Source organism: Ensifer sp. 38_S197 (assembly GCF_056924495.1).
This window is the reverse complement of record NZ_JBXOVZ010000001.1, coordinates 701,328-724,997: the sequence shown is the minus strand read 5'-3', so window position 1 is coordinate 724,997 and position 23,670 is coordinate 701,328. Positions and strand designations below refer to the sequence as shown.

Here is a 23,670-nt window from a genome sequence, read left to right as displayed (position 1 = left end):
CATGACGACGACGAACGACCTGATTGCGGCATCGCCCGTGCGCCGACGCTTCGGCGGTGGAGACCTCATTGGCCTGGGCATCATCCTGCTGGTCGCGGTGATCGGCTATTTCCTGTTTCCCAACAATCTGGCGCTTCTGACCCGGATCATTGCGGTAGCTCTTCTGGTGCTGTCGCTCGATCTCGTCACCGGCTATTGCGGTGTTGCGACGCTCGGTCACGCCGCCCTCTTCGGCGCCGGCGCCTATGCCGCCGGCATCGCCTCGGCGCATTACGGCATCAACGATCCGCTCGCCATGCTGGCGTTCGGTATTGTGGCTGGCGCGGTGGCCGGGCTCGTCTGCGGTGTCGTCATCCTGCGCGCCCACGGTTTGCCACAACTGGTGCTGTCGATCGCGCTCATCCATCTCTTTCATGAGCTCGCCAACAAGGCATCGTCCTGGACCGGTGGCAGCGACGGCCTTTCCGGGATCGCACCGACGGCGCTCCTCGGTCTCTACGAGTTCGACCTATGGGGACGCACAGCTTACGTCTTCGGCGTTGCGTTGCTCGCGATCGTCTTCGTTTTGTTGCGGCTGATCGTGCGCTCGCCTTTCGGCATGCTGTGCCGAGGCATCAAGGAAGATCCGATCCGCATCCGCTCCATGGGTGCCTCGCCGAAGATCGCGCTGATGAAGATGTATGTCATATCCGGTGCCGTTGCCGGCGTCGGCGGCGCGCTGAACGCGATCACGACCCAGGTCGTCGGTCTCGACAGCCTTTCCTTCACGATGTCGGCCGAAAGCCTTGTCATGCTGGTGCTCGGCGGTACTGGCTCGCTTTTCGGCGCGCTGACGGGGACGGTCGTCTTCATGTTCTTCGAGGACGTCGTGTCGGCGGCAAACCCCTTTCATTGGCTGACGATGGTCGGGGCGCTGTTGATCGCCGTCGTGCTGTTCGCGCCGAGGGGCATCTACGGTAGCGTCGCCAGTTTCGTTACCCGCCGCCGGGAGGCAAAGTGATGCAGCCGATCTTTGAAGTCCGCAACTTGAAGCGCGCCTTTGGCGGGCTTGCGGTCACCAACGATGTCAGCCTCAGCATGGTGCCGGGAGACCGGGTGGCGCTGATCGGCCCGAACGGCGCCGGCAAGACCACCTTCGTCAACCTGGTCTCCGGCAACCTCCGGCCTGACTCCGGCGAGGTGCGCATCGGTGGCGAAGCCGTGACCGGCGTCGATGCGATCGGCCGCGTGCGGCGGGGGCTCGTCCGCTCGTTCCAGGTGACCCGCCTCTTTGCCGACATGACGCCGGCCGAGCATGTTGCTCTGGCCGTGCTGCAACGAAGCGGCCGCGCTGGCCGCCTGTTCGGCAATTTTCTGGGCATGTCCGATGTCATGACCGAAGTTCAGGAGCTTCTCGCCAAGCTCGGACTAAAGGAGTTGATGCACCGCAAGGTGAGCGAGATCGCCTATGGCCAGCAGCGTCTGTTGGAGATTGCCGTCGCACTGGCGCTGAAACCGAGGGTGTTGCTGCTCGATGAGCCCGCCGCCGGCGTGCCGCAGAGTGATACCGGCCGCATCGAGCAGGCGCTGGCCGATCTGCCTGATGATCTCGCCGTGCTGATGATCGAGCACGACATGGACCTCGTCTTCCGCTTCGCCAAGCGTGTCGTCGTGCTGGCCGCAGGAGCGATCATCTTCGACGGGTCGCCGTCGGAAGTGACGAAGGATCCACGTGTACGGGAAGCCTACCTGGGGAGCTATGCCAATGCCAGCCACGCCGCTTGAGGTCGAAAACCTGTCCGCGGGCTATGGCCCGACGCGCGTGCTCGAAGGTGTGTCTTTCGCCGTTCCGGCAGGCGCCCGCCTCGCCGTTCTTGGCCGCAACGGCATGGGCAAGACGACACTGCTTGCCACTCTTGCCGGCCAGACGCGGCGATATGACGGGCGCATCCGCATGGGGGGCACGGACGTGACGGCGCTGCCGAGTGCCGCGCGCGCCATGCAGGGGCTTGGTTTCGTGCCGCAGGCGCGTTGCGTCTTTCCGACACTGACCGTCGAGGAGAACCTTTTCGTCGGGCTCAAGAGCCGTCCCAAGAGCGCAATCCAGGAAGCCTACGACATGTTCCCGCGTCTCCATGAACGGCGACGCAATCTCGGCAGTCAGCTATCCGGCGGCGAGCAGCAGATGCTGTCGACGGCGCGCTCGATCCTCGGGCGACCTTCGATCCTGCTACTCGACGAACCGCTGGAGGGCCTGGCGCCGGTTATCTGCGAGGAACTGATGAAGGCCTTCGCCGAACTGGCAAAGACCGGCGACATGACCATCCTGCTGGTCGAACAACGCATCCAGAGCGCGCTCGACTTTGCCGATCATGTGATCGTACTCGAGCGCGGCCGCATCGCCTGGACAGGAACACCTGACGCGCTCACCAAGGACCACGGCGCAGTCGAGCGGCTGCTGGGAGTCGGCGGCTTGCATTGAGCCTGGGTTCAACCCGGTTCGTGCCGGGTCGGATCGAGACGGCTGCGCTCACGCTCGTAGTAGCGCGCAAGTGGCGGCAGGGCCTTTTGCAATTGGTCGAAGACCACGTCATGCGCCTGAAGCACGCCGTCATACTTGGCTTGCACGAAAGACCGGTGGCGCTCGAGCGCTTCCTTCTTGGCGCCGACGGCGACGGTGAAGACCGGCGATACGGTGCTGCGTCCCTTGACGGTGATGCGGTCTAGTTCCGCGATCGGGAAGGTCTTCTCTACCAGACGCGCGGTCTCCTCGCCAAGGAGCAGCGAGATACCGTAATTCTTGGATGCTCCTTCGAGACGCGAGGCGAGATTGACCGCATCGCCGAGGGCGGAGTAGTCGAAGCGCTGATGCGAGCCCATGTTGCCGACGACGCACTCGCCGGTGTTGATGCCGATGCCGATCCGCAGCGTCTGCGCGGGCCCGCGCTCCCGCTTCGCCTCGGCCTCCAGCTCCTCGTTGACCCGTGCAAGCGCCGCAAGCATGTCGAGCGCTGCACGCACCGCATGAACCGCATGGTCGGGGTCGTCGAGCGGCGCATTCCAGAAGGCCATGAGGCAGTCGCCGATGTATTTATCGATAGTACCGCCCTGCTTCAGCACCGCATCCGAGAGCGGCGTCAGCAATCGGTTGACGAGCGTCGTCAATCGCTCCGGATCGTCCTTCATCTCTTCGGCAATGGTGGTGAAACCGCGGATGTCGCAGAAGAGAATCGAAAGCGTGCGTCGCTCGCCGCCGAGCTTCAGATGCGACGGGTCCTTGGCCAGTCGTTCGACAAGGGCAGGGGATAGGTACTGCTGAAATGCGCGGGTGATTTCGCGGCGCCGTCGACGTTCGTCGGCATAGTCGAGCCCAGCCTGGCCGGCGGCCACAGCAAGGAAGGCGAGCCCCGGGCCGAGAGGCGAGAGGAAGACATGGCCAAGACGCATCGTCGCGTAGCTTGAAAGAACAATGAGACTGAGTGCGACAATGGCGTAACCGAGCGTGCGCCACCCCGTTGTTCTGAGCACGGCGAAAGCGGCCAGGATCGCCGCAAATGCGATTGCAGCAATCACAACGGGTCGTGGAGCCCGCTGGATGAAGAGGTCGTGCGCAAGGTTGTCGTAGATCGTTGCCTGCATCTCGACACCGGAAACGAGCTTGTTCGAATGGACGGTATCGGACGTTGCAAAAGCATCGGCACCGCCATCGGCAATCGAAGGTGCATTCTGCAAGCTGAGGCCGACGAGCACGACACGATCGCGAAAGGTGCCCTCGGGCAGAAAATTGTCGGGATCGAGCGCCTGGTAATAGGAAACGGTCGGATAGGTTCGCGCCGGTCCGAAGACCTGGATGAGCGCGTCCGTCGGGGGAAGTTGCCTCCGCGTGCCGGCGATCCCGGCGAGAGCGGCGGCAAAACCGTCCGGATAATCGGGGATAGAGCGTAGCGTGCCGTCGCCGCCAAGATTGACCGAGGCAATGCCGGTTATGGCACCCCTGGCGGTGAAGCGGGCAAGCGGCTCGGTGCGCACGAACTGATCGGCCTGTGGTGCTTCCACCAGCGTCTGGTCGCCGGCGAGGACGACGTCGGTACCAAGCGCATTTTCCAGCTCATCATCATGCGCCGGATCGGCAGACGGCTCGGCAAAAATGACGTCCATTCCGATCGCGCGGGCACCGGCCTTGCGCAGCGCCTTGATGAGACGGGCGTGGAGGGCACGTGGCCATGGCCACTGCCGGCCGATCTCGGCCATCGATGGCTCGTCGATGGCAACGACGACGGGGCTGTTGTCGGGCAGCGGCGGCGTGCCGACGGTCGACAGATAGTCGAAGCTGCGCAATTCGTTGAGCAGCCAGGCATTGGTCAGGGTCGCAAGCGAAAGCGCGATGCTGACGAAGGCGGCAAGCCCCAGAAGCTTCAGCCGTCGCAGTGCGAAGCCACGCGAATCCAACTGTCCGTATCGGCCGCCCGATGCCTGCACGGCGACGTGCTCCTTGATCAGAACCGTACCTTGACCGTGCCCTTGAACGTCGGCCCCCAGCCGGGAATGCCGCTTCTGAGCTCGAAGTCTTCGTCAAGCAGATTGAAGGCCGCGAGGTCGACTTCGATCTGCTTGTCGAATGGTTCCCATTGCAGCGATGCGTCGAGCGTCCAGAAGTCGTCGAGCGTCGTCCCGCCTGCCGGCCGCGAGCCAATGTAGTTTGCAGCGATCGTCGCCTTGACGTTGGCGGTGTTGACCCAGGTCAGCGCTACCTGGCCGGTGTTTTCCGGCACGAAGAGAAGTTCGTCCAATTGGTTGGCGGTGTGCTCCTTGACGTCGGCCTCCGTATGGGCCGCCGTCAAGGAAAGACCGAAGCCGTGGCCGATCGCAAAGTTTGCCGTCGCAGCCACCCGATCGAGCTCGACCTTGGCGTAGTCCAGGTTGATTGTGGAGAGCGGGACATTGAGGGAGAGTTCGCGCACTTCCTGATGCTGATAATCGAGCGCCGTGAACAGCCAGTTGTTCCATTCCGCGTCCCAGCGGAATGCCAGTGTGTCGGCGTAGCCTTCCGCGCCGAAGCGAAGCTGGTTTGGCTGCAGGGCCACGACGCCGATCGGGGCAAGCGTAGCAACATCGAAATTCAAGCCATCGCGCATCGCGGCCGCCCGCAGCCAATGGCCTTCTGCTGGCGCCCAGGCGATGCCGAGTTTTGGCTCCAGGCGGATATCGCCGTCGTTGACATCCTCGATGTAGCGGGCAAACAGCGCACCTTCCGCCTTCAGGTCCGGCGTGATTTCGTAGATCGTGTCGAGATAGGCCTTGCCGACCGTCTGCGTCGCGGATGTCGAGGCGGATGCGATCAGGGGATTGTTGATGTTGCCGCTACTCATCCCGAGCGGATCGAAGATACCGAGCGTGCTCGACGATCTGACCACACCGCCTTCGATCCCGTACCGCCAGGTGAAATCACCATCACCATAGAGGTGATTGATGGCAGCGATATAGGTCCGCTGTTCGTCCTCGCTTCGACTGGTGGCAAGGTCGGGAAAAGTCGCGTCCGAGAACCGAACTCGCTCGTTTTCGACGATGTTTCGGTCTGAGAAGAAGAAAGCGGCGTTGGCTATGTTGCGGTAGCCGAACGTATGGCTCCAGGCCACGCCCGATAGCAGCCGTGACGAGCTGTCGTCATTGATCCCATCCAGATCAAAAGGTACCGCGCCCGGACCCGGAAAGTCAAAAATGCTTCTGACATCGTCAAAATCGGCATAGTTGGCGTAGGCGACAACCCTGTCGTCCGGCGTGGGGGAGGCGGTCAGGTAGCCGTTGCCGCCGAGAAGGCGTGTCTCGCGCTCGATCGCCAGGCCCTGACCAAGGTCCACCGTATCGCGTGGCTCCTCCCAATGGAGGTTGCCAAAGACGCTGATCGGGAACGGCGAGAAGGTGAGCCCGCGCACCTCCGCTTCGCCGATCCAGCCGGTGTGATCGTCGTCGGTGATGATGCCGCCGCCAAGCGCTGCCTCGAAGAACGGTCGTTGGACGATGTTCGCCGTGCGCTCGCGGCTCGCCAGCATATGGGGTTCGATCAGCAAGCCTTGAAAGAAGGCGGAGAAGCTTTGCGGGTTGGCGGTGTTGACGACCGGGCTGCCGTCGAAATCGTAGTCATTGAACAGCGGATTGACGCTGCCGCGCACCGCCTGGTCGACATAGCTCGATCCCGTGAATGGATCGAAGACCACATCGCCGTAATATTGGCCCCAGGCATTCAGCCCCTGAAGGCGGAAGGCATCGTTGAGCGTCGAGCCGGCGTCCTGGTTGGCGCCAAGCGGCGCACTTTCGCCACCGCGCGCCCGGGTTCGTCGCATCAGTTCCTGCGCATAGCGGATTGCAGCATCGGAATCGTACTCGTCGATCGCAATGGCGGTTCGCATCTGCATGATGACCGGATCGTTCTGATCGAGGCGATCGGCATTGTCGAGCGCCTGCGCGGCGGGGATGCGGTCGCCTTTCTCGTAGTAGGCGCCTGCCAGCAGCAATTGGGCATTGGAATAGGCGGGATTGGCGGTCGAGCCGGCGAGCAGGTCGTTCAAGGCCTTGTCCAGTTCGCCGGTCTGCATGTGGTAGCGCCCGCGGGCGACCAGGGTGATGTCAAAGGACGGGTCGGCGGCGAGCGCGGCGTCGATCTCAGCCTTCGCCTCCGTCATCCGGTTTTCGTCGAGGTAGAGGATCGAGAGATTGGCGTGGTAGAGTGGGTCTGCCGGATCAAGTTCGATTGCCTTCTTGAACGCTCTTTCGGCGCCGCGATTGTCGCCCCGATCGCTCTTGGCCAGGCCTATCCAGTTCCAGATGGATGGGTCGCCCGGCGTGATTTCGACAGCGCGCTCAAGATCCGCCAGCGCACCGCGCCGATCATTTTCAATGAGCAAACGATACTTGGCGCGAGACTCAAGCGCGGTTGGATCGTCGGGATCGTTCGCAAGAGCCCTTTCGATGCCGTCGCGGATTTCGTCGCGATCGTCGAGCAACATGGCAAATTGCGCGCGCGCTGCCGGAAGGAACGGGTCGTCCGGATATTGCCGTTCCGCTTTCTTGATCGTTTCAATCGCCGCGCGAATGTCGGTGCGGAACCCCGCGGTCCAGGCGGCGGCAAAAGCCCCATAGGCCCCCGCCGCCTGAGATGGCGGCTCCTCGATACGATCCGGATCTGCGAGGGCGCGGGCGAAATAGCCGCCGTAGGCGGCGACCGAGCGGCGCTTGGCATCGAGTCCAGGGGCCGCCTTTTCAAAGAGCCGCGCCGCATCGCTATATCGGTTCTCGGAACCGGCAATGAGCGCTTCGATGAGATCTGCGCGCGCGTTTTGCGATCGATTGAGGCCGAGCCGCCGTGCCTGTTCCAGTGCCGCTGACGCCTTAGTCCGTCCGTCGAACCGCAGGTATATTTCGGCGATCGTCAGCCAGTCTTCGGTCGAGCGGGAGGATTCCGGCTGCGCTTCGATCCGCTCGCGCTCACGGCGCATGTCACGCACCTTGAGCGGCGTCGGCGGCATCAAGGCGAACGCATCACGGAGCGACAGATGGAACAGCATCTGCTCGCGGTCTTTCGGCGTGACGATCACGATTTTGGTTGGCGCCTTGCCAATCGCGGCCACCGCACCTTCGCCCTGCTTTACCGTCACGCTACCATAGGCGTTCTTAAGTTCGACGACGCCTTCGAGAACGGTCAGTGAGGTCGTGTCGCCGGCGACGGTCAACGTCCAGTCCGTGCCGCGAATGGCCGCCGTTGCCGCAGGCGTGTCGATTTCGAGACCCTGGCCGCCGCGTTCCGCGCGCGCCCAGATCGTGCCCGACTGCAGTTCGAGGTTCGTGTCGCCGCCTACTCCCATGCGCTTGACGCGCAGCGCCGTATTGCGGCCGAGCCGGATTTGCGTGTGGTCGGAGAAGAGAACCGCGAGCGCCCCGGTTGCGTTGGTGCGCAGCACGTCGCCAGAGAGCAGATCCTGGGCGAGGTCGACGAAGCGCCAGTTCGAGACGTCGACGAAACGAACTTCCTCGCCGGATTTGCGGGCGATTACCGATCCGGCGACGGGCGGTGTTCGCTTAACCGGTTCCGCGAATACCATGCTTGGACAGAGTATCGCTGCTGTCGCAAGCAGTACCCGAAGTCTTTGCCGCCCCATCTTATTTCCCGTCTCCACCCCACTGTGGATTCAGTGAATTTCGAGTGAGTCAAAGTCAATAGCGTTCGAATATTCGAAGTTGTTTTCCAAGCTATGTGTCTTATTCCGGAAACAGGTTGTATCGTGCCGCGCGTAACGCTCGGGAAGGCGCAAGCCAGCTGGGTGCGCAGTTTCGTCGGCGACTGCTCAGGCAGCGCTGCGAACTCATCTAAAATGCAACCTTCGCGTGGGCGAAACGCGAAGGCCGTTAGGAACGCCTATTCGAAGTTTTGATGGAAGGCGCGTGACTGGACGAGCCCCGTAGGGGGCTCGCTTGCGACGGGCCTGCTGCGATGCTTACACCGCGTCGCGCACGCGCTCCCAGGCGTTCATGAGGTGGCGGGCGAGGACCTCGGAGAGCTTTGCCTTGTCGCGAGCTTCGAGTGCGACGATCATTTCCTCGTGCTCGGCAACGGCCGCTGCCCATTTCTCCGGTCCCTCGTGGCCGATGAAGCGGATGCGCTTCAGCCGCGTCTGCAGAATGCCATGCATGTCCGCCAAAGCGGCGTTTGCGGCAAGCTGGACGATGGCCGAGTGGATCTGTTGGTTGAGCTTGTAATATTGCAGCCGATCGCCGGCCTTGTAGCGCCGGACCATCTCGTCATGGAGCGCGCGCACTTCGGCAATGCCGGCATCGCTTGCAGCCTCGCAGGCGAGCTTGCCGGCAAGCTCCTCCAGCGTCTGCAGCACCGTCAGCATGTCGTGCACGTCCTTGGCGCTGAAACGCTTGACGACGGCGCCGCGGCTCGGAACGAGCTCCACCAGACCCTCGCTGGCAAGATATTTGATGGCTTCGCGCAGCGGCGTGCGGGACACCCCGAGCTGCTCGCCGAGTTGACCTTCGTGCAGGCGGGTACCGGGCGATAGATCGCCCTCGATGATCATGTCGCGCAGATGGCTGACCAGCGTGTCGTGCAGTGCCGTGCGTCGGATCGGGCCTGGGCCGCCGTCCGGCCGCCTCTCAAGAGATGTGATTTCGTTCATGGTCTTGCTTCTGCGTCTGGCGGCCACGCGCCGGCCGTCTGTTCCCGTTCGCGCCGATTGAATCAGTGCTGTCTCATTAAAGCATGGAGACCGGCTCTCCTATCGTCAACAGAAAATGCTGCATACAGAATACAAAAGACTTGATGCAGAATTTTGAATAACGTATGACGGCAGCCGAAAGAATGAAGCGGAGGACATCTCACATGACGACCAACGGTGCTGCCGGTAACGGCGCGCGTCCTGTCATTGCGCTCGCCATGGGCGATCCGGCGGGCATCAGCCCGGAACTGACCGCAAAGCTGCTGACGCTTGCGGACATCCGCGAAGTCGCGCACATCATCACCATCGGCGATCGCCGGATTTTGGACGAAGGTGCCAAGGCTGCCGGCGTGACGCTCGACCTCGAGTCGTCGACGCTCGCCGATCTCGACAAGGCCGGAACGTCGCGTCACGTTTTCGTCGATCTCGCTCATCTCGATCCTTCCGATGTCGTTCGCGGCGAGGCGACGCTTGCCGGCGGCACCTTTGCGACCCGCAACTTCCGCACGGCGCTCGAGTTGGCGGATGCGGGAAAGGCCGATGCCGTCTGCTTCACCCCCTTCAACAAGAAGGCCATGCGCTTCGCCTATCCGGGCTATGACGACGAAATCCGCTTCGTTGCCGATGTTCTCGGCTTCACCGGCAAGGTTCGCGAGTTCAACGTCCTCGAAAAGGTCTGGAACGCCCGCGTCACCTCGCACATCCCGCTCAAGGATGTGGCCGACAATCTCTCGGTCGATGGCATCATCGCCGAGCTCGAGCTGACCCAGGCCTGTCTCAAGGAGGCGGGTTACGACGAAGCAAGGATTGCCGTCGCGGGTCTCAACCCGCATGCCGGCGACGGCGGCAGCTTCGGCATGGAAGAGATCGACATCATCGAGCCCGCGGTCGAGAAGGCGAAGTCGCTCGGTTTCAACGTCGAGGGCCCGTTCCCGGCGGATACCGTTTTCGGCCGGGCGCTGAAGGAAGGCTACAACGCCGTCCTCACCATGTATCACGACCAGGGCCAGATCGCGATGAAGCTGATGGGCTTCGACAAGGGCGTGACCATGATGGGCGGTCTGCCTTTCGCGCTCTGCACGCCGGCTCACGGCACAGCCTATGACATCGCCGGCAAGGGGATTGCCGACGTCGGCGCCAGCCGCGAAGCGTTGCTGCTTGCCGTGCGCATGGCGGAGAAAAAGGCCGCGCTCAAGGCGGCTGCCTGATTTCGCGCGCTTTCACGCAATAACGGCGCAGGAGGAGGTCTTGCGCCACAACTCAAATAACGGGAGGACCAGACATGAAGAAATCCGTTTCCATCGCATGCATCATGGCAGCCGCTTTCGGCGTTGCCGCTCCAGCCGCCGCTTTCGAACCCGATCGCCCGGTTGAATTCGTCGTCACCGCCGGTCCGGGCGGCGGCACCGACATCTTCGCCCGCACGATCCAGGCGATCATCGGCAAGTACGAGCTGATGAAGGCGCCGGTCGTCGTCACCAACAAGGGCAGCGCCGGCGGCGCCGAAGGCTTCGTCTATACCGCCACCAACAAGGGCGACGCCTACAAGCTGGCATTCGGCACCAACAACGCCTACCTGCTGCCGGTTCGCGCCAAGGTTCCCTACAAGACCGAAGACCTGACGCCGGTGGCGGCGCTTGCTTCCGACGAGTTCGTTCTCTGGGTCAACGGCAAGGCCTCCTACAACACCGCAGCAGACTTCGCCGCCAAGGCGAAGGAAGGCGGCCTGAAAATCGGCGGCAGCCAGTCGAAGGACGTCGACCAGATCCTGACCTCGATGATCAACGAGGCGACCGGTGCGACGATCAACTACATCCCGTTCAAGAGCGGCGGCGAAGCGGCCGTCCAGCTCGCCGGCGAGCACCTCGACGCCAACGTCAACAATCCGAGCGAAAACCTCGGCCAGTGGCAGGCCGGCATGGTCAAACCGCTCTGCGTCTTCAAGAGCGTCAAGCTTTCGAACGACGCCAAGGTCGCCGGTGACAAGGCCTGGAGCGATATCCCGACCTGCAAAGAATCGGGCATCGCCATCGACAACTACTCCATGCCGCGCACCGTCTGGCTGCCGGCCGGCGTTGACCAGGACGTGGTCAAGTTCTATGCGGACCTGATGCGCAAGGTTTCCGAAACGCCGGAATGGGCGAAGTACCTCGCCGACACCTCGCAGTCGCCGTCCTATATTGCCGGCGATGACTTCAAGGCCGCCATCGAGATGGATGGCGCGGCTGTCGGCGAAGTGCTGAAGCGCGAGGGTTGGCTCGCCAACTAACAGGCGCGATTATCGGGACGGGTGCCTCTACAGCGACGTGCGTTACGCCTGACGTGCCATGGACGCTGTAGCACTTAAATTGCAGCATAGTTCCTTGAATCGATCCCGATTCAGGAATCATGCGGAGGCGCCCGTCATCCGCTTTGAAAGGTCACGATCATGAGCGAGAACGGTGCGAATGGGGTCTCCCGCTTCGCGGTTGAGCTTGGCGTTGCTGCGCTGACCGGCGCCTTTGGCGCGGCGGTCTGCTACGGATCCCTCGATGTCGGTGCCGGATGGACCGAATTTGGGCCGGAAGCCGGTTATTTTCCCTTCTATGTCGGCCTACTGATCCTTCTCGGAAGCGTCGCCAACATCATCCACGCTTTCGTCAAGCATCGCGGCACTGGCGAGATCTTCATCGAGGGTCAGCGCGCAAAGGTGGTCGCGTCGTTCCTGTTGCCGCTGATTGCCTTTGCCGGCGTTTCCGCCTGGCTCGGCCTCTATCTCGGCACGGCGCTCTACATCGCCGGCACGATGCTCTTCCAGGGGCGTTACAAATGGTGGATCGCGTTGCCTTCAGGCGTCGCCGTTTCACTGTTCTTCTTCGTCGTATTCGAGATCGGCTTCAAGGTTCCGCTGCTCAAGGGACCGGTCGAGGCCTGGTTCGGGATCTACTGATCCTGACGCCTAAGGCGTGTCGCGCAAAAGTGCACAGCGGTTTTGCGATAACGACATGCAGAAATCAAAGACTTAAAGCGCAAAGAGCAAATCTGAAAGATCGCGCTTTAAGCCCCGGGAGGAATGACATGGAAAATATCGGTCTTCTGATCGATGGCTTCGGCCACATCCTCAGCTGGAACCACATCCTGCTGATGATGGTCGGCGTCACGCTCGGTATCCTAGTCGGCGTGCTGCCGGGCCTCGGCGCGCCGAACGGCGTGTCGCTGTTGCTGCCCCTGACCTTCTCGATGGATCCGATCTCCGCCATTATCCTGCTCTCCTGCATGTATTGGGGCGCACTCTTCGGCGGATCGACCACATCGATCCTCTTCAACATTCCCGGTGAGCCCTCGTCGGTGGCGACGACCTTCGATGGCTATCCGATGGCGAAAGCCGGTCAGGCGAGCCGGGCTCTGACGCTTGCCTTCGTGTCCGCCGGTATCGGCGCACTCGCCGGCGTCGTCATGATCACGCTGCTCTCCGGCTGGGTGGCAAACTTCGCGTTGCGCTTCTCGTCGCCCGAATATTTCGCCGTCTATTTCCTCGCCTTCGCAAGCTTCATCTCCATGGGCGCGCAATCGCCCTTCAAGACGCTCGTCTCGATGATGCTCGGCTTTGCGCTTGCTTCCGTCGGCATGGACACGATTTCCGGCGATCTAAGGCTCACCTTCGATATCCCGACCCTGATCAAGGGCGTCAGCTTCCTGATCGCCGTCATGGGCCTCTTCGGCATCGGCGAGCTCTTGCTGACGACCGAGGAGGGACTGCGCTTCGAGGGTATCAGGGCGCGCGTCAAGCTCGTCGAGATCGGCCGCACGCTGGTCGAGATCCCCCGCTATTGGTTCACGATCCTGCGTTCGACGATCATCGGCATCTGGATGGGCATCACGCCCGCCGGCCCGACGGCCGCCTCGTTCATGAGCTATGGCGTTGCCCGCCGCTCGGCGCGCGACAAGTCGAAGTTCGGCAAGGGCGATCCGCGTGGCGTCGTGGCCCCGGAAACTGCCGATCATTCCGCCGGTACCTCGGCGCTGCTGCCGATGCTGGCGCTCGGCGTACCGGGTTCGGCGACGGCTGCGGTGATGATGGGCGGCCTGATGATCTGGGGCCTGACACCCGGTCCGATGCTCTTTACCGAACGGCCGGATTTCGTCTGGGGCCTGATTGCCTCGATGTATCTCGGAAACGTCGTTGCGGTGTTCCTGGTGATTGCCACCGTGCCGCTCTACGCCTCGATCCTGCGCGTGCCCTTCGCGATCATTGGCCCGGTCATCGTCGCGGTGATCTTCTCCGGCGCCTACCAGGTGGCAAACTCGGTTTCCGACATCTTCCTCGTCATCGGCTTCGGCGTGCTCGGCTACGTGTTCAAGAAGCTCGACTACCCGCTGGCGCCACTGGTTCTCGCCATGGTGCTCGGCGACAAGGCGGAAGACGCCTTCCGCCAGTCGATGCTGCTCTCCGGCGGCAGCCTGAACATCTTCTGGTCGAATCCGCTGGTCTCCTCTCTGATGGCGCTCGGCCTTGCGCTTTTGCTGTCGCCGCTCGTCTTCGGATTGATCGGCCTGGCTCGCAAGCGCAAGGCAGATGCCGAGCCATCGCATGGTGACGGCAACGCGGCGGCTTGACGGAGCCGTCGTATCCCAGAAAGTCCAGTTAACCGTGAGGAGAGCCATGCCGGACGCGCGCAAATGGACCCGTAAAACCTGGCCGATCGCGGCCGCGATGATCCAGTATCCGAACGTGCTCGCCGACGGCAGTTCGGTGCAGGAGCAATCCGTCGAGCAATGGGCCGAAACCTTGGCCGACGTGGCCGACGCCGGCTTCACCGAACTCGACCCGACCGATAGCTGGATCCGCCTAGCCGATCTCTCGCCAGAACGGCTCGACAGCTTCGTCAAACTCACCCGCGACCTCGGCCTTACCATGCCGGCGATCTCGACCTCGCGGCGCAGCGTGATCGACCCCGAGCATGGCGACGAATATCTCGCCTACGGCCACCGCGTCATCGAAACCGCGGCGGCAATCGGCGCGGGCTCCGTATCCTTTGGCTTTTTTGGCCCGTTGACCGAGGCGCAGAAGAAGGCGCTCTGGTTCTGGACGGTCGATGGTGTGAAGAACCCGGACGATCCAGCCGTCTGGCAGAAAGCCGTTCAGCGCATCCGCGAGCTCGGCCGACATGCCGAGGAACTCGGCATCGAGCTGGCGCTCGAGATGTACGAGGACACCTACATCGGCTCGGCCGACAGTGCCGTGCGCTTCATCACCGATGTCGGGATGGCCAATGTTGGCATCAACGCCGACCTTGGCAACCTTGTGCGTCTGCATCGCCCGGTCGAGCACTGGCAACAGATGATGGCCAAGGTCGCTCCATTCGCAAAATATTGGCACGTCAAGAACTACTACCGCACCGAGGACGAGACATCGGGGCTGGTCGTCACCCATCCGGCGCCGCTGGAGTTCGGTGTGATCAACTATCGCGCTGCCATCCGCATGGCGCTGGCCCACGGCTTCAACAGCCCGTTCCTCTGTGAACACTACGGCGGCGACGGCCTCTCCGTCAGCGCGGCCAATCGGGACTATCTGAGGCGCATTCTGCCTCGCGACTAAGGGAAGAGACGCGATGACCACCATCTTTGACGCACCGGAAGAGTTCGCCACGACCGCGCTTGCCGGCTTCAGTTCGATCTATGCCCGCAACGTCCGTCTCGTGAAGGGCGGCGTCGTTCGCTCAACCAAGGTGCCGAAGGGCAAGGTCGCGGTCGTCATCGGCGGCGGCTCCGGGCACTATCCCGCTTTTGCCGGCTATGTCGGCCCGGGCATGGCGGATGCGGCCGTTGCCGGCGACGTCTTCGCTTCTCCCTCGACCGCGGCCGTGGCCCGTGTCTGCCGCCGGGCCGATCAGGGCGGTGGTATCCTGCTCGGCTTCGGCAACTATGCTGGCGACGTGCTGAACTTCGGCGTTGCAGCCGAACGCCTGCGCGCCGAAGGCATCGACGTGCGCATCGTACCGGTGACGGACGACGTCGCCAGCGCATCCGCCGAAACGCCTGCCAAGCGCCGCGGGATCGCCGGTGACCTCGTCGTTTTCAAGATCGCCGGCGCGGCCGCCGAGGCGGGCCTCGCTCTCGACGAGGTCGAGCGCATCACCCGCCTTGCCAATGACCGCACCGTTTCCTTCGGGGTCGCCTTTGGCGGCTGCACGCTTCCGGGCGCCAAGGCGCCGCTCTTCACCGTGCCGAAGGGCGAAATGGCGCTTGGCCTTGGCATTCACGGTGAGCCGGGCATCAGCGAAGAAAAGATGGTTTCGGCGAGCGAATTCGCCAAGCTTCTCGTCGGCAATCTTTTGGCCGAGCGGCCGGCTGATGCCCGCAAGGTCGCACCGCTCCTGAACGGTCTCGGTGCGACGAAGTACGAAGAACTCTTCGTTCTCTGGGTGGCGATCGAGAAGGAACTGAAGGCGGCCGGTCTCGAAATCGTCGATCCCGAATGCGGCGAGTTCGTCACTAGCCTGGACATGCAGGGCTGCTCGCTGACGCTGATGTGGCTGAACGACGAGCTTGAGACCTACTGGCGCGCTCCTTGCGATGCGCCGGTGCTGCGCAAGGGCACGATCATCGTCGCCGAGACCGCGACCGACGAGCTCAAGGACGAAGACGGCGCGATTGCGTTTGCACCCGCCTCGGATGCATCCCGGGAAAGCGGCAAGTGCATTGCCCGGCTGATTGGTGAAATCGCCGAAGCGTTGAAGCAGGCTGAAGACGAACTCGGCCGCATCGACGCCTTCGCCGGCGATGGCGACCATGGCCAGGGCATGCGCCGTGGTTCGGCGGCGGCCGACGAGGCGGCAAAGACGGCAGTCGCGGCCGGCGCCGGAGCGGCAAGCGTCCTGGCGGTGGCCGGTGATGCATGGGCGGATCGCGCCGGCGGCACCTCGGGCGCGATCTGGGGGCTGTTGTTGCGTTCGTGGAGCAATGCCTTCGACGATGAGACGGCGCCTTCGGACTCAGCCATCGTCGATGGTGCCTGCCGTGCGCTCGATGGCGTCACCCATCTCGGCCGTGCGCGCGTTGGCGACAAGACGCTCGTCGATGCGCTGGTGCCGTTTGTCGAGACCCTGGAGCGTGAATTTGCCAGTGGCAAGCGTCTGACCGAGGCGTGGAAGGCTGCTGCCAGGGCCGCGACCGAAGCGGCCGAGGCAACCTCCGGCCTGACGCCGAAGCTTGGTCGCGCACGCCCACTTGCCGAAAAGAGCATCGGTCATCCGGATGCGGGCGCCGTGTCGCTGGCACTGACGGCGCGTGTTGCCGACGGGTTCCTGGCGCAAGCCGCAAGGGCCTGACGCTTTAAGTGCCGGGATCGGGCGGCGGCAATGCCGTCCGATCGCAATCTCAGGCGCGTGGTGGCCGCCTTTTTGAGGCCGACTCTTCATCCCTGGACACGCCCAGCCCTCCGGTCTTGCGGACGCTAACCAGGCCGGGTGCGCCGTGGGGCGTGGCTTTTTCAACACAATCTCTGGTCATTGTTGGGGAAACCCAATCAATTTTCTCGGCCGACGACGGCCTGCCACGGAATTGCCCGAAGCCAGGCTATGGCTTTGATTTCCTGCAGCGTGCGCTATGTGCTCGAGTTCGTGTGCCGCCGGTCATTGCCAATCATTTCTGACGTTCCGAGAAGGAGACAAGAATGAAAAAGAGTTTTGCCGTGAAGGTATCCGCAGCGTCTCTGGTTCTCGCTGGCGCGATGGCCGCAAACGCAGCCGATCTTGCGACTGTTCAACCTCAGCCTGAGCCCGATGCCAGCAACGGCGTCAAGATCGGCTATCTCGACTGCAACATCGCCGGCGGCGTCGGCTATGTGCTCGGTTCTGCCAAGGAAGTGGATTGTGTCTTCCGCTCGACGATGGGTGCCGAAGCATCCGACCATTACGCGGGTGCCATCCGCAAGATGGGCGTCGATGTCGGCTTCACCACGCAGAGCCGCCTGATCTGGGCGGTGTTTGCACCGACCGCCGGCTACCACCGCGGCTCGCTCGGTGGTCTTTATCAGGGGGCAACCGCCGAGGCGACGGTCGGCGCCGGCATCGGTGCCAACATCCTCGTTGGCGGAACCTCCGGCTCGATCCATCTGCAGACGGTGAGCGTGACCGGCCAGATCGGCCTCAACCTTGCGGCCACCGGTACCTCGATGACGCTGACGGCGGTCAACTAAGGTCGGTATCGTCGGCCGATTGCACCCCCGCAACAGGCCCGACATGACCGGACAAATGACAAGGGCATCGCATTTGCGGTGCCTTTGCATTTGAACTTCGCCGATTCCCGTTTAAGGAAGGCCGACCGGCGTTCTGCGCCGCAAAAGCGAATGTCGAGGGTTCGGATTGAACAAAAGCCTTTGCCTGGGTGTCGTTGCCATTTGCCTCGCGACCGCGCCGCGGGCCGCCACTGCCGAATGGCAGGCGGTCGAGAAGGAAGCGCTCTACACCGTCAACGGGCAGACGGGTGCCGAGCTCTACGCCTCGATCGGCGAACGTGGTCCGAAAGCCGGCCTCGGCCGGGCGATCGCCCATACCAATTTCAAACTGACCTGGACGCGGAAATACGAGGAACAGGCCGGCGCCTGCGTGCTGACCACCGCCAAGCCGAAGCTGATCATCACCTATACGCTACCTAAGCCGGCAAAGCCGCTGCCCGCGGGCACGCGGGAGAATTGGGACATCTTCATCGATGGCGTGCGCAAGCACGAACGCGTGCACGGTGATTTCATCAAGGAGATGGTGCACGCGATAGAAGGCGCGACCTTGGGCCTCACTGTCCCTGACGATCCCAAGTGCCGGAAGATCAGGGGCGAAATGACCATGCGCCTTGGTGCGCTTTCGCAAGCCCAGCGCCAGCGCAGCCGCGACTTCGATCAGGTCGAGCTGACGGACGGCGGCAATATCCACCAGCTCATCCTGAGGTTGGTGAACGGGCCGTAGATCGCTGGTCCTCTCTGGCCGAAAAGGACGCCGAACCTGTGCTCGGCGGCCTGATTGGCCATCCGCTCAAGCATACCGCACCAGGAACTCCTCGGCCGTCAGCTCGCGGAAATCGTCGAGAGCGCGACGGAGGCGCTGGTGGTCCCAGTCCCACCAGGCAAGCGCGTCCATCCGTTCGCCGATGCCCTCGTTGAAGCGGGTGCGGATGAGCTTCGCCGGCACGCCGCCGACGATGGTGTAGGGCGCGACGTCCTTCGAGACGACGGCGCCGGCGCCGATGACCGCGCCGTTGCCGACGGTGACGCCGGGCAGGATGGTGGCGCCATGGCCGATCCACACGTCATGGCCGATCGTCACCCGGTTGGATCTGCGCCAGGCGAAGAGGTCATGGTCAAGCTCAGTATCGTCCCAATAGTTCGGCGCGCGATAGGTGAAGTGGTGCAGCGTCGCCCGCCATGTCGGGTGATTGGTGGCATTGATGCGGACGGCGGCTGCGATGTTGACGAATTTGCCGATCGTCGCGCACCAGATCGAGCCGTCTTGCATGATGTAGGAGTAATCGCCGAACTCGACCTCGTCGAGCCGGGAACGCTCCTGCACCTCGGTGTAGCGGCCGAGCGTCGAATTGTTGACGCTTGCGGTCGGATGAATGAAGGGCTCGAGCCCAAGCTTCTGGCTCATGCGGCGGCCTTTCGTGGCGAAAACAGCGAAACGTCCAGGATGCGGTCGGCAACCGCGTCGCGCACTTCCTCGTCATGGAAAATGCCGATCAGCGCCGTGCCCTTGGCCTTCTTCTCGGCGATCATCTCGACCACGACCGCCCGGTTCTTCGCGTCGAGCGAAGCTGTCGGCTCGTCGAGCAGCAGGATCCTGTGGTCGGTGATGAAGCCGCGGGCGATGTTGACGCGCTGCTGCTCGCCGCCGGAGAAGGTGGCGGGCGGCAGGCTCCAGAGTTCGCGCGGCAGGTTGAGCTTGCTCAGAAGCTCGGCCGCCTGTGCACGGGCCTCTTCGATCGCGGTGCCGCGAGCCTGCAGCGGTTCCGCGACGATGTCCAGCGCCGAGACGCGCGGCACGACGCGCAGGAACTGGCTGACGTAGCCGAGCGTTGTGCGCCGGACTTCGAGCACGGTGCGCGGCTCGGCAGTCGCGAGGTTCACGAGCTTGCCGTCGTGATCCATTAGGATCTGGCCTTCATCGACGCCGTAATTGCCGTAGAGCATTTTCAGGATCGAGCTCTTGCCGACGCCGGACGGGCCGCCGAGAACGACGCACTCGCCCGCCTTTACCGAGAAGGAGACGTTGGCGACCACGGGCCGGCGGACGCCGTCACGTAAGTGCATGGTGAAGCTTTTCGCGACTTCGGAAACAACGAGAGGGGTTGCCATGGTTACACCTGCAAGATGGAAGAAACGAGGAGCTGGGTATAGGGCTCGCGCGGATCGTCGAGCACACGGTCGGTGAGGCCCTGTTCGATGACGGCACCGTCCTTCATCACCATCATGCGGTGGGAGAGAAGGCGGGCGACGGCGAGGTCGTGGGTGACGATGATCGCCGCCAAACCGAGGTCGTGCACCAGGCCGCGCACCAGATCGAGCAGTCGCGCCTGGACCGAGACGTCGAGGCCGCCGGTCGGCTCGTCCATGAAGACGAGGCGCGGGGAGGTGACGAGATTGCGGGCGATCTGCAGGCGCTGGCGCATGCCGCCGGAAAAGGCGCGTGGCTGGTCGTCGATGCGGTCGATGCCGATCTCCACCCGCTCCAGCCAGTCGCTGGCGGTAGCGCGGATGTTGCCGTAGTGACGGTCACCGACGGCCATCAGCCGTTCGCCGACATTGGCGCCGGCAGACACGGTCATGCGCAGGCCTTCAGCCGGGTTCTGGTGCACGAAGCCCCAATCGGTGCGCATCAGGAAGCGGCGTTCGGCTTCTCCCATGCGGGCGAGGTCGCGGTACTGGCCATCGCGCATATGGTATTCGACGATACCCGACGTCGGCATCAGCCGGGTCGACAGGCACGACAGAAGCGTCGTCTTGCCCGAGCCGGACTCGCCGACGATGGCGAGGACTTCACCCGGATAAAGCTCGAAGGAGACGTTGCGGCAGCCGATGCGGCTCCCGTAGAACTTCGAGACGTCGTTCACTTTCAGAAGCGGGAGGGTACTCATTCTGCGGCCTCCTGGCGGGCGAGCATGTGACCTGCATGGCCGCAGGCGCGGCGGTCTTCGCAATGGTCGGTGTCGGAGCAGACGAACATGCGTCCGCCCTTGTCGTCGAGGATCACCTCGTCGAGATAGACGTCTTCGGCGCCGCAGAGCGCGCAGGGCTTGTCGAAGCTCTGGATCTCGAAGGGATGGTCGTCGAAGTCGAGGCTGACCACGTCGGTATAGGGCGGTACGGCGTAGATGCGCTTCTCGCGGCCGGCGCCGAAGAGCTGCAGCGCTTCCGACATGTGCATCTTCGGATTGTCGAATTTCGGCGTCGGCGACGGATCCATGACATACCGCTCCTCGACCTTGACCGGATAGGCATAGGTCGTGGCGATATGGCCGTTGCGAGCGATGTCCTCGTAGAGCTTCACATGCATCAGCCCGTATTCCTCGAGCGCATGCATCTTGCGCGTTTCGGTCTCGCGCGGCTCGAGGAAGCGCAGAGGTTCCGGGATCGGCACCTGGTAGACGAGCGTCTGGCCTTCCGAGAGCTTTTCCTCCGGAATGCGGTGGCGCGTCTGGATGATCGTCGCCTCTTTCGTACGGGTAGTCACCGCGACATTGGCGACCTTCTGGAAGAAGGCCCGGATCGAAACCGCATTGGTGGTGTCGTCAGCGCCCTGGTCGATGACCTTCAGCACGTCCTGCGGACCGAGGATCGAGGCGGTGACCTGGACGCCGCCGGTGCCCCAACCATAAGGCATCGGCATTTCGCGCGAGGCGAAGGGCACCTGATAACCGGGAATGGCGATCGCCTTGAGGATCGCGCGGCGGATCATGCGCTTCGTCTGCTCGTCCAGATAGGCGAAATTATAGGTAGCAAGGTCGTTCATCGCTGATTACCCTTGAGTGTGTCGACCGCGGATGGGGCCAGGATTTGAGCGCGATAGTTTTCTGGGTTGTTGTGACTGGCGTCGCGGCGGTAGCGACCTTGTTCTGGGTCGCTCGCAACGCCCAGCGTCAGCCGAATGGCAAAGGGCGCAAGAACGATGGCGGGGGCGATGCCGGCGTCGTCTTTGCCGGTGACAGCGGTGGCGATTGCGGTGACGGAGGCGGCGGAGATGGTGGTGGCGGCGGTGACTGAATTATCGCCGTGTGCCAAGGCTTGCCCGATCATTCTGCGGCCTCCTGTCGTTCCTTCGGCGTCTCGCCGGCGTTGGCCGTCTCATAGTCGCGGCGCATGCGGCGGACGAGGTCGAGTTCCGCCTGGAAGTCGACATAGTGCGGCAGCTTCAGGTGCTCGACGAAGCCGGTCGCCTGGACGTTGTCGGCATGCGAGATGACGAATTCCTGATCCTGCGCCGGGGCGACGATGTCCTCGCTGAACTCGTCGGTCCTCAGCGCCCGGTCGACCAGCGACATCGACATTGCCTTGCGTTCGCTCTGGCCGAATACGAGGCCGTAGCCGCGGGTGAACTGCGGCGGTTGCTTTGCCGAACCCTTGAACTGGTTGACCATCTGGCATTCGGTCACGCGGATCGTTCCGAGCGAGACGGCAAAACCGAGTTCAGGCAGATCGAGTTCCACCTCCACTTCGCCGATGCGAACTTCGCCGACGAAGGGATGGGTGCGGCCGTAGCCGCGCTGGGTGGAGTAAGCGAGCGCCAGCAGGAAGCCTTCGTCGCCGCGGGCGAGTGCCTGCAGGCGCAGGTCCCGGGCCATCGGAAACTCCATCGGCTCTCGGGTGAGGTCACCCATCACATGGCCTTCGGGCATCTGACCGTCACCTTCGATCAAGCCCTCACCATCGAGAATATCGGAGACGCGCATCACATGTTCGCCCGGCTCCTTGATCGCCGGCTCCTCGACGGTCTCGTCGGAGATCAACGACGGGTCGAGCAGGCGGTGCGTGTAGTCGAAGGTCGGCCCGAGCAACTGCCCCCCGGGCAGATCCTTGTATGTCGCAGATACGCGGCGTTCGACCTTCATGTTGGCGGTATCGACCGGTTCGGAATAGCCGAAGCGCGGCAGCGTCGTGCGATAGGCGCGCAGGATGAAGATCGCCTCGATCATGTCGCCACGCGCCTGGCGCACGGCGAGCGCCGCAAGCGCGCGATCATAGAGCGAGGCCTCCGCCATGACGCGGTCGACGGCGAGGCCAAGCTGCTCGACCACTTGCTCGATGGTGATCGAAGGAAGGTTGCGATCGCCGCGGCGGCGGTCGGCGAGAAGGCGGTGCGCATTGGCAATGGCGGTTTCCCCGCCCTTGACGGCTACATACATGGATCACACCTCATTGAGCGCTAGACGGGTTGTTCGCGGCAGGCAGACGAGCCTGTCTCCGGCCGTCAGCACGAGATCGACACCGCGCGGGAAGATCGCGCGATTGGCGGTCCAGAATTCGAGGAAGACGTCGGGCAGGCCCTTCACGGCAATTTCCGTCTCGCCCTTGATCCCGGGACCCTTGGCGGTGAGCACTTGGCCGCCGGTCAGCGCCTCGACTTCAATGACGAGCGTCGTCGAACGATCCGGGTATTCCTGGGTGCCGAGCGAGAACTGGTCGAAACCGGGGAAGGCGGCGCCCTTTTCGATGAAGGCGAAGCGGGCATCCGTCTTGCTGGTGGTGGCCGAGGCACCCGTGTGGAAGGCGATCCATTGCGGAACGGCCGATTTTCCGAGCGCCGAAGTCAGCCAGATGGGCGTGTCATGATCGCAAAGTGTGAGCGCCACCGCGCCGGCAGCTACGCCGAGCGGAGCGGGTGGGGCGCTCGTCGTCTCGATGTGCTTGATTGTGCCCGGACGAGCGAAACCGTCCATCAGGCAGCGGAAGACGGATTGGGCGGCAAAGACCGGATCTGCGAAAGCGCCGGCGTAGATCTGCGATTGGCTGGCCATCAGTCGTCTCCCCGGACCATGGTGAAAAAGTCGACACGGGTTGCCGCTGTCTCTTCGGCCTTGCGGCGTTCTTCCTGCGCGAGCCGCTCGGCCACGCGGCGAAGCAGGCACTCGACATCTGTTTTGTTGCCAACGCGCTGGGAAAGGGCGTCGAAGATTGCCGCCAGGCGGGCGCGCTGCCTGTCGGTTCCGAGCATCTGCCCGTGGCCGATCTCGCCGGTCGAAAGCCGGATGGTCGCGCGCGAGACCGTGGCCTCGCCAAGATTGAATGGATCGCCGCCGCCGCCGATCCGGCCGCGCACCATGACGAGACCTGTTTCCGGGCCGCGGACCGGATGAACCTCCGGTTTATCGGCCAGCGCTTCCCAGGCGGCATTGAGCTCGTCGAGGGTTGAGCGGGCGAGCAGCCCCATGGCTTTCTTGCGCGCCGGATCCGGCGGGCTTTCCTGTTTCAGCTTCGCATCCATCATTATCACCTCAAATGTCTATTGAT

At 63.2% G+C, this 23,670-nt stretch carries 22 protein-coding genes; 11 read left to right on the top strand and 11 right to left on the bottom strand.

Annotation, left to right across the window (positions count from 1 at the left end; genetic code table 11):
* Position 1: 1 nt before the first annotated feature.
* Genes AC1Z3V_RS03250 through AC1Z3V_RS03240 form a run of 3 tightly spaced genes read left to right on the top strand, consistent with a single transcriptional unit; the run spans position 2 to position 2,461 of the window.
* A complete protein-coding gene (locus AC1Z3V_RS03250) occupies positions 2–1,000 on the top strand; it encodes a branched-chain amino acid ABC transporter permease (protein WP_483499530.1) in 999 nt (332 codons plus the stop codon).
* Positions 1,000–1,764, top strand: a complete 765-nt coding sequence (locus AC1Z3V_RS03245; RefSeq protein ID WP_483497188.1) for an ABC transporter ATP-binding protein — start codon at positions 1,000–1,002, stop codon at positions 1,762–1,764. Before AC1Z3V_RS03250 ends, AC1Z3V_RS03245 begins: the two co-directional genes overlap by 1 nt.
* On the top strand, positions 1,745–2,461 hold the full coding sequence (locus AC1Z3V_RS03240) for an ABC transporter ATP-binding protein (RefSeq protein WP_483497187.1): 717 nt from the start codon (positions 1,745–1,747) through the stop codon (positions 2,459–2,461). The genes AC1Z3V_RS03245 and AC1Z3V_RS03240 overlap by 20 nt, the downstream gene beginning before the upstream one ends.
* Before the next feature lie 8 nt (positions 2,462–2,469).
* Here the strand turns inward: AC1Z3V_RS03240 and AC1Z3V_RS03235 are convergent, their stop codons facing one another.
* The 3 genes from AC1Z3V_RS03235 to AC1Z3V_RS03225 form a co-directional block, all read right to left on the bottom strand.
* On the bottom strand, positions 2,470–4,458 hold the full coding sequence (locus AC1Z3V_RS03235) for a CHASE2 domain-containing protein (protein ID WP_483497185.1): 1,989 nt from the start codon (positions 4,456–4,458) through the stop codon (positions 2,470–2,472).
* A gap of 17 nt (positions 4,459–4,475) precedes the next feature.
* The gene (locus AC1Z3V_RS03230) at positions 4,476–8,132 is read right to left on the bottom strand and encodes a FecR domain-containing protein (RefSeq protein WP_483497183.1); all 3,657 of its coding nucleotides are present in this window, start codon (positions 8,130–8,132) and stop codon (positions 4,476–4,478) included.
* A gap of 336 nt (positions 8,133–8,468) precedes the next feature.
* On the bottom strand, positions 8,469–9,155 hold the full coding sequence (locus AC1Z3V_RS03225) for a GntR family transcriptional regulator (RefSeq protein ID WP_483497182.1): 687 nt from the start codon (positions 9,153–9,155) through the stop codon (positions 8,469–8,471).
* Positions 9,156–9,358: 203 nt separating this feature from the next.
* On the opposite strand from AC1Z3V_RS03225, the gene AC1Z3V_RS03220 reads away from it, so the two are divergent.
* The 8 genes from AC1Z3V_RS03220 to AC1Z3V_RS03185 all read left to right on the top strand — a co-directional run bounded on the left by AC1Z3V_RS03220 (position 9,359) and on the right by AC1Z3V_RS03185 (position 18,136).
* On the top strand, positions 9,359–10,402 hold the full coding sequence (locus AC1Z3V_RS03220; protein ID WP_483497181.1) for a 4-hydroxythreonine-4-phosphate dehydrogenase PdxA: 1,044 nt from the start codon (positions 9,359–9,361) through the stop codon (positions 10,400–10,402).
* A 74-nt stretch (positions 10,403–10,476) separates the two neighbouring features.
* The gene (locus AC1Z3V_RS03215; protein WP_483497179.1) at positions 10,477–11,463 is read left to right on the top strand and encodes a tripartite tricarboxylate transporter substrate binding protein; all 987 of its coding nucleotides are present in this window, start codon (positions 10,477–10,479) and stop codon (positions 11,461–11,463) included.
* 159 nt (positions 11,464–11,622) lie between these two features.
* Positions 11,623–12,123 carry a tripartite tricarboxylate transporter TctB family protein gene (locus AC1Z3V_RS03210; RefSeq protein ID WP_429818622.1) on the top strand — a complete coding sequence of 167 codons (501 nt, stop codon included), beginning with the start codon at positions 11,623–11,625 and terminating at the stop codon, positions 12,121–12,123.
* Between the two features lie 128 nt (positions 12,124–12,251).
* The gene (locus AC1Z3V_RS03205; RefSeq protein ID WP_483497177.1) at positions 12,252–13,790 is read left to right on the top strand and encodes a tripartite tricarboxylate transporter permease; all 1,539 of its coding nucleotides are present in this window, start codon (positions 12,252–12,254) and stop codon (positions 13,788–13,790) included.
* A 46-nt stretch (positions 13,791–13,836) separates the two neighbouring features.
* The gene (locus AC1Z3V_RS03200; RefSeq protein WP_483497175.1) at positions 13,837–14,772 is read left to right on the top strand and encodes a sugar phosphate isomerase/epimerase family protein; all 936 of its coding nucleotides are present in this window, start codon (positions 13,837–13,839) and stop codon (positions 14,770–14,772) included.
* Positions 14,773–14,785: 13 nt separating this feature from the next.
* The gene (locus tag AC1Z3V_RS03195) at positions 14,786–16,504 is read left to right on the top strand and encodes a dihydroxyacetone kinase family protein (protein WP_483497174.1); all 1,719 of its coding nucleotides are present in this window, start codon (positions 14,786–14,788) and stop codon (positions 16,502–16,504) included.
* A gap of 344 nt (positions 16,505–16,848) precedes the next feature.
* A complete protein-coding gene (locus AC1Z3V_RS03190; RefSeq protein ID WP_429818630.1) occupies positions 16,849–17,373 on the top strand; it encodes a DUF992 domain-containing protein in 525 nt (174 codons plus the stop codon).
* Positions 17,374–17,539: 166 nt separating this feature from the next.
* Positions 17,540–18,136, top strand: coding sequence for a DUF922 domain-containing Zn-dependent protease (locus AC1Z3V_RS03185; RefSeq protein WP_483497173.1), 597 nt, complete (start codon positions 17,540–17,542; stop codon positions 18,134–18,136).
* Positions 18,137–18,202: 66 nt separating this feature from the next.
* On the opposite strand, the gene AC1Z3V_RS03180 is transcribed toward AC1Z3V_RS03185, so the two are convergent.
* From AC1Z3V_RS03180 to phnG, 8 genes are read right to left on the bottom strand one after another with little or no spacing between them, the layout of a single operon-like run.
* Entirely contained in the window at positions 18,203–18,817 is a 615-nt protein-coding gene (locus AC1Z3V_RS03180; RefSeq protein WP_483497172.1) for a DapH/DapD/GlmU-related protein, read from the bottom strand.
* Complete coding sequence (gene phnL / locus AC1Z3V_RS03175) at positions 18,814–19,521, bottom strand: phosphonate C-P lyase system protein PhnL (RefSeq protein ID WP_483497171.1); 708 nt, start codon at positions 19,519–19,521, stop codon at positions 18,814–18,816. The genes AC1Z3V_RS03180 and phnL overlap by 4 nt, the downstream gene beginning before the upstream one ends.
* A gap of 2 nt (positions 19,522–19,523) precedes the next feature.
* Entirely contained in the window at positions 19,524–20,300 is a 777-nt protein-coding gene (gene phnK, locus AC1Z3V_RS03170) for a phosphonate C-P lyase system protein PhnK (protein WP_483497170.1), read from the bottom strand.
* Positions 20,297–21,175: an alpha-D-ribose 1-methylphosphonate 5-phosphate C-P-lyase PhnJ gene (locus AC1Z3V_RS03165; RefSeq protein ID WP_483497168.1), complete on the bottom strand. Its 879-nt coding sequence runs from the start codon at positions 21,173–21,175 to the stop codon at positions 20,297–20,299. Before AC1Z3V_RS03165 ends, phnK begins: the two co-directional genes overlap by 4 nt.
* Positions 21,172–21,459: a hypothetical protein gene (locus AC1Z3V_RS03160; RefSeq protein WP_483497167.1), complete on the bottom strand. Its 288-nt coding sequence runs from the start codon at positions 21,457–21,459 to the stop codon at positions 21,172–21,174. The genes AC1Z3V_RS03165 and AC1Z3V_RS03160 overlap by 4 nt, the downstream gene beginning before the upstream one ends.
* Positions 21,456–22,565, bottom strand: coding sequence for a carbon-phosphorus lyase complex subunit (locus tag AC1Z3V_RS03155; protein ID WP_483497165.1), 1,110 nt, complete (start codon positions 22,563–22,565; stop codon positions 21,456–21,458). The genes AC1Z3V_RS03160 and AC1Z3V_RS03155 overlap by 4 nt, the downstream gene beginning before the upstream one ends.
* 3 nt (positions 22,566–22,568) lie before the next feature.
* On the bottom strand, positions 22,569–23,177 hold the full coding sequence (phnH, locus tag AC1Z3V_RS03150; protein ID WP_483497164.1) for a phosphonate C-P lyase system protein PhnH: 609 nt from the start codon (positions 23,175–23,177) through the stop codon (positions 22,569–22,571).
* The gene (gene phnG / locus AC1Z3V_RS03145; protein ID WP_483499528.1) at positions 23,177–23,644 is read right to left on the bottom strand and encodes a phosphonate C-P lyase system protein PhnG; all 468 of its coding nucleotides are present in this window, start codon (positions 23,642–23,644) and stop codon (positions 23,177–23,179) included. The genes phnH and phnG overlap by 1 nt, the downstream gene beginning before the upstream one ends.
* Between the last annotated feature and the right edge of the window lie 26 nt (positions 23,645–23,670).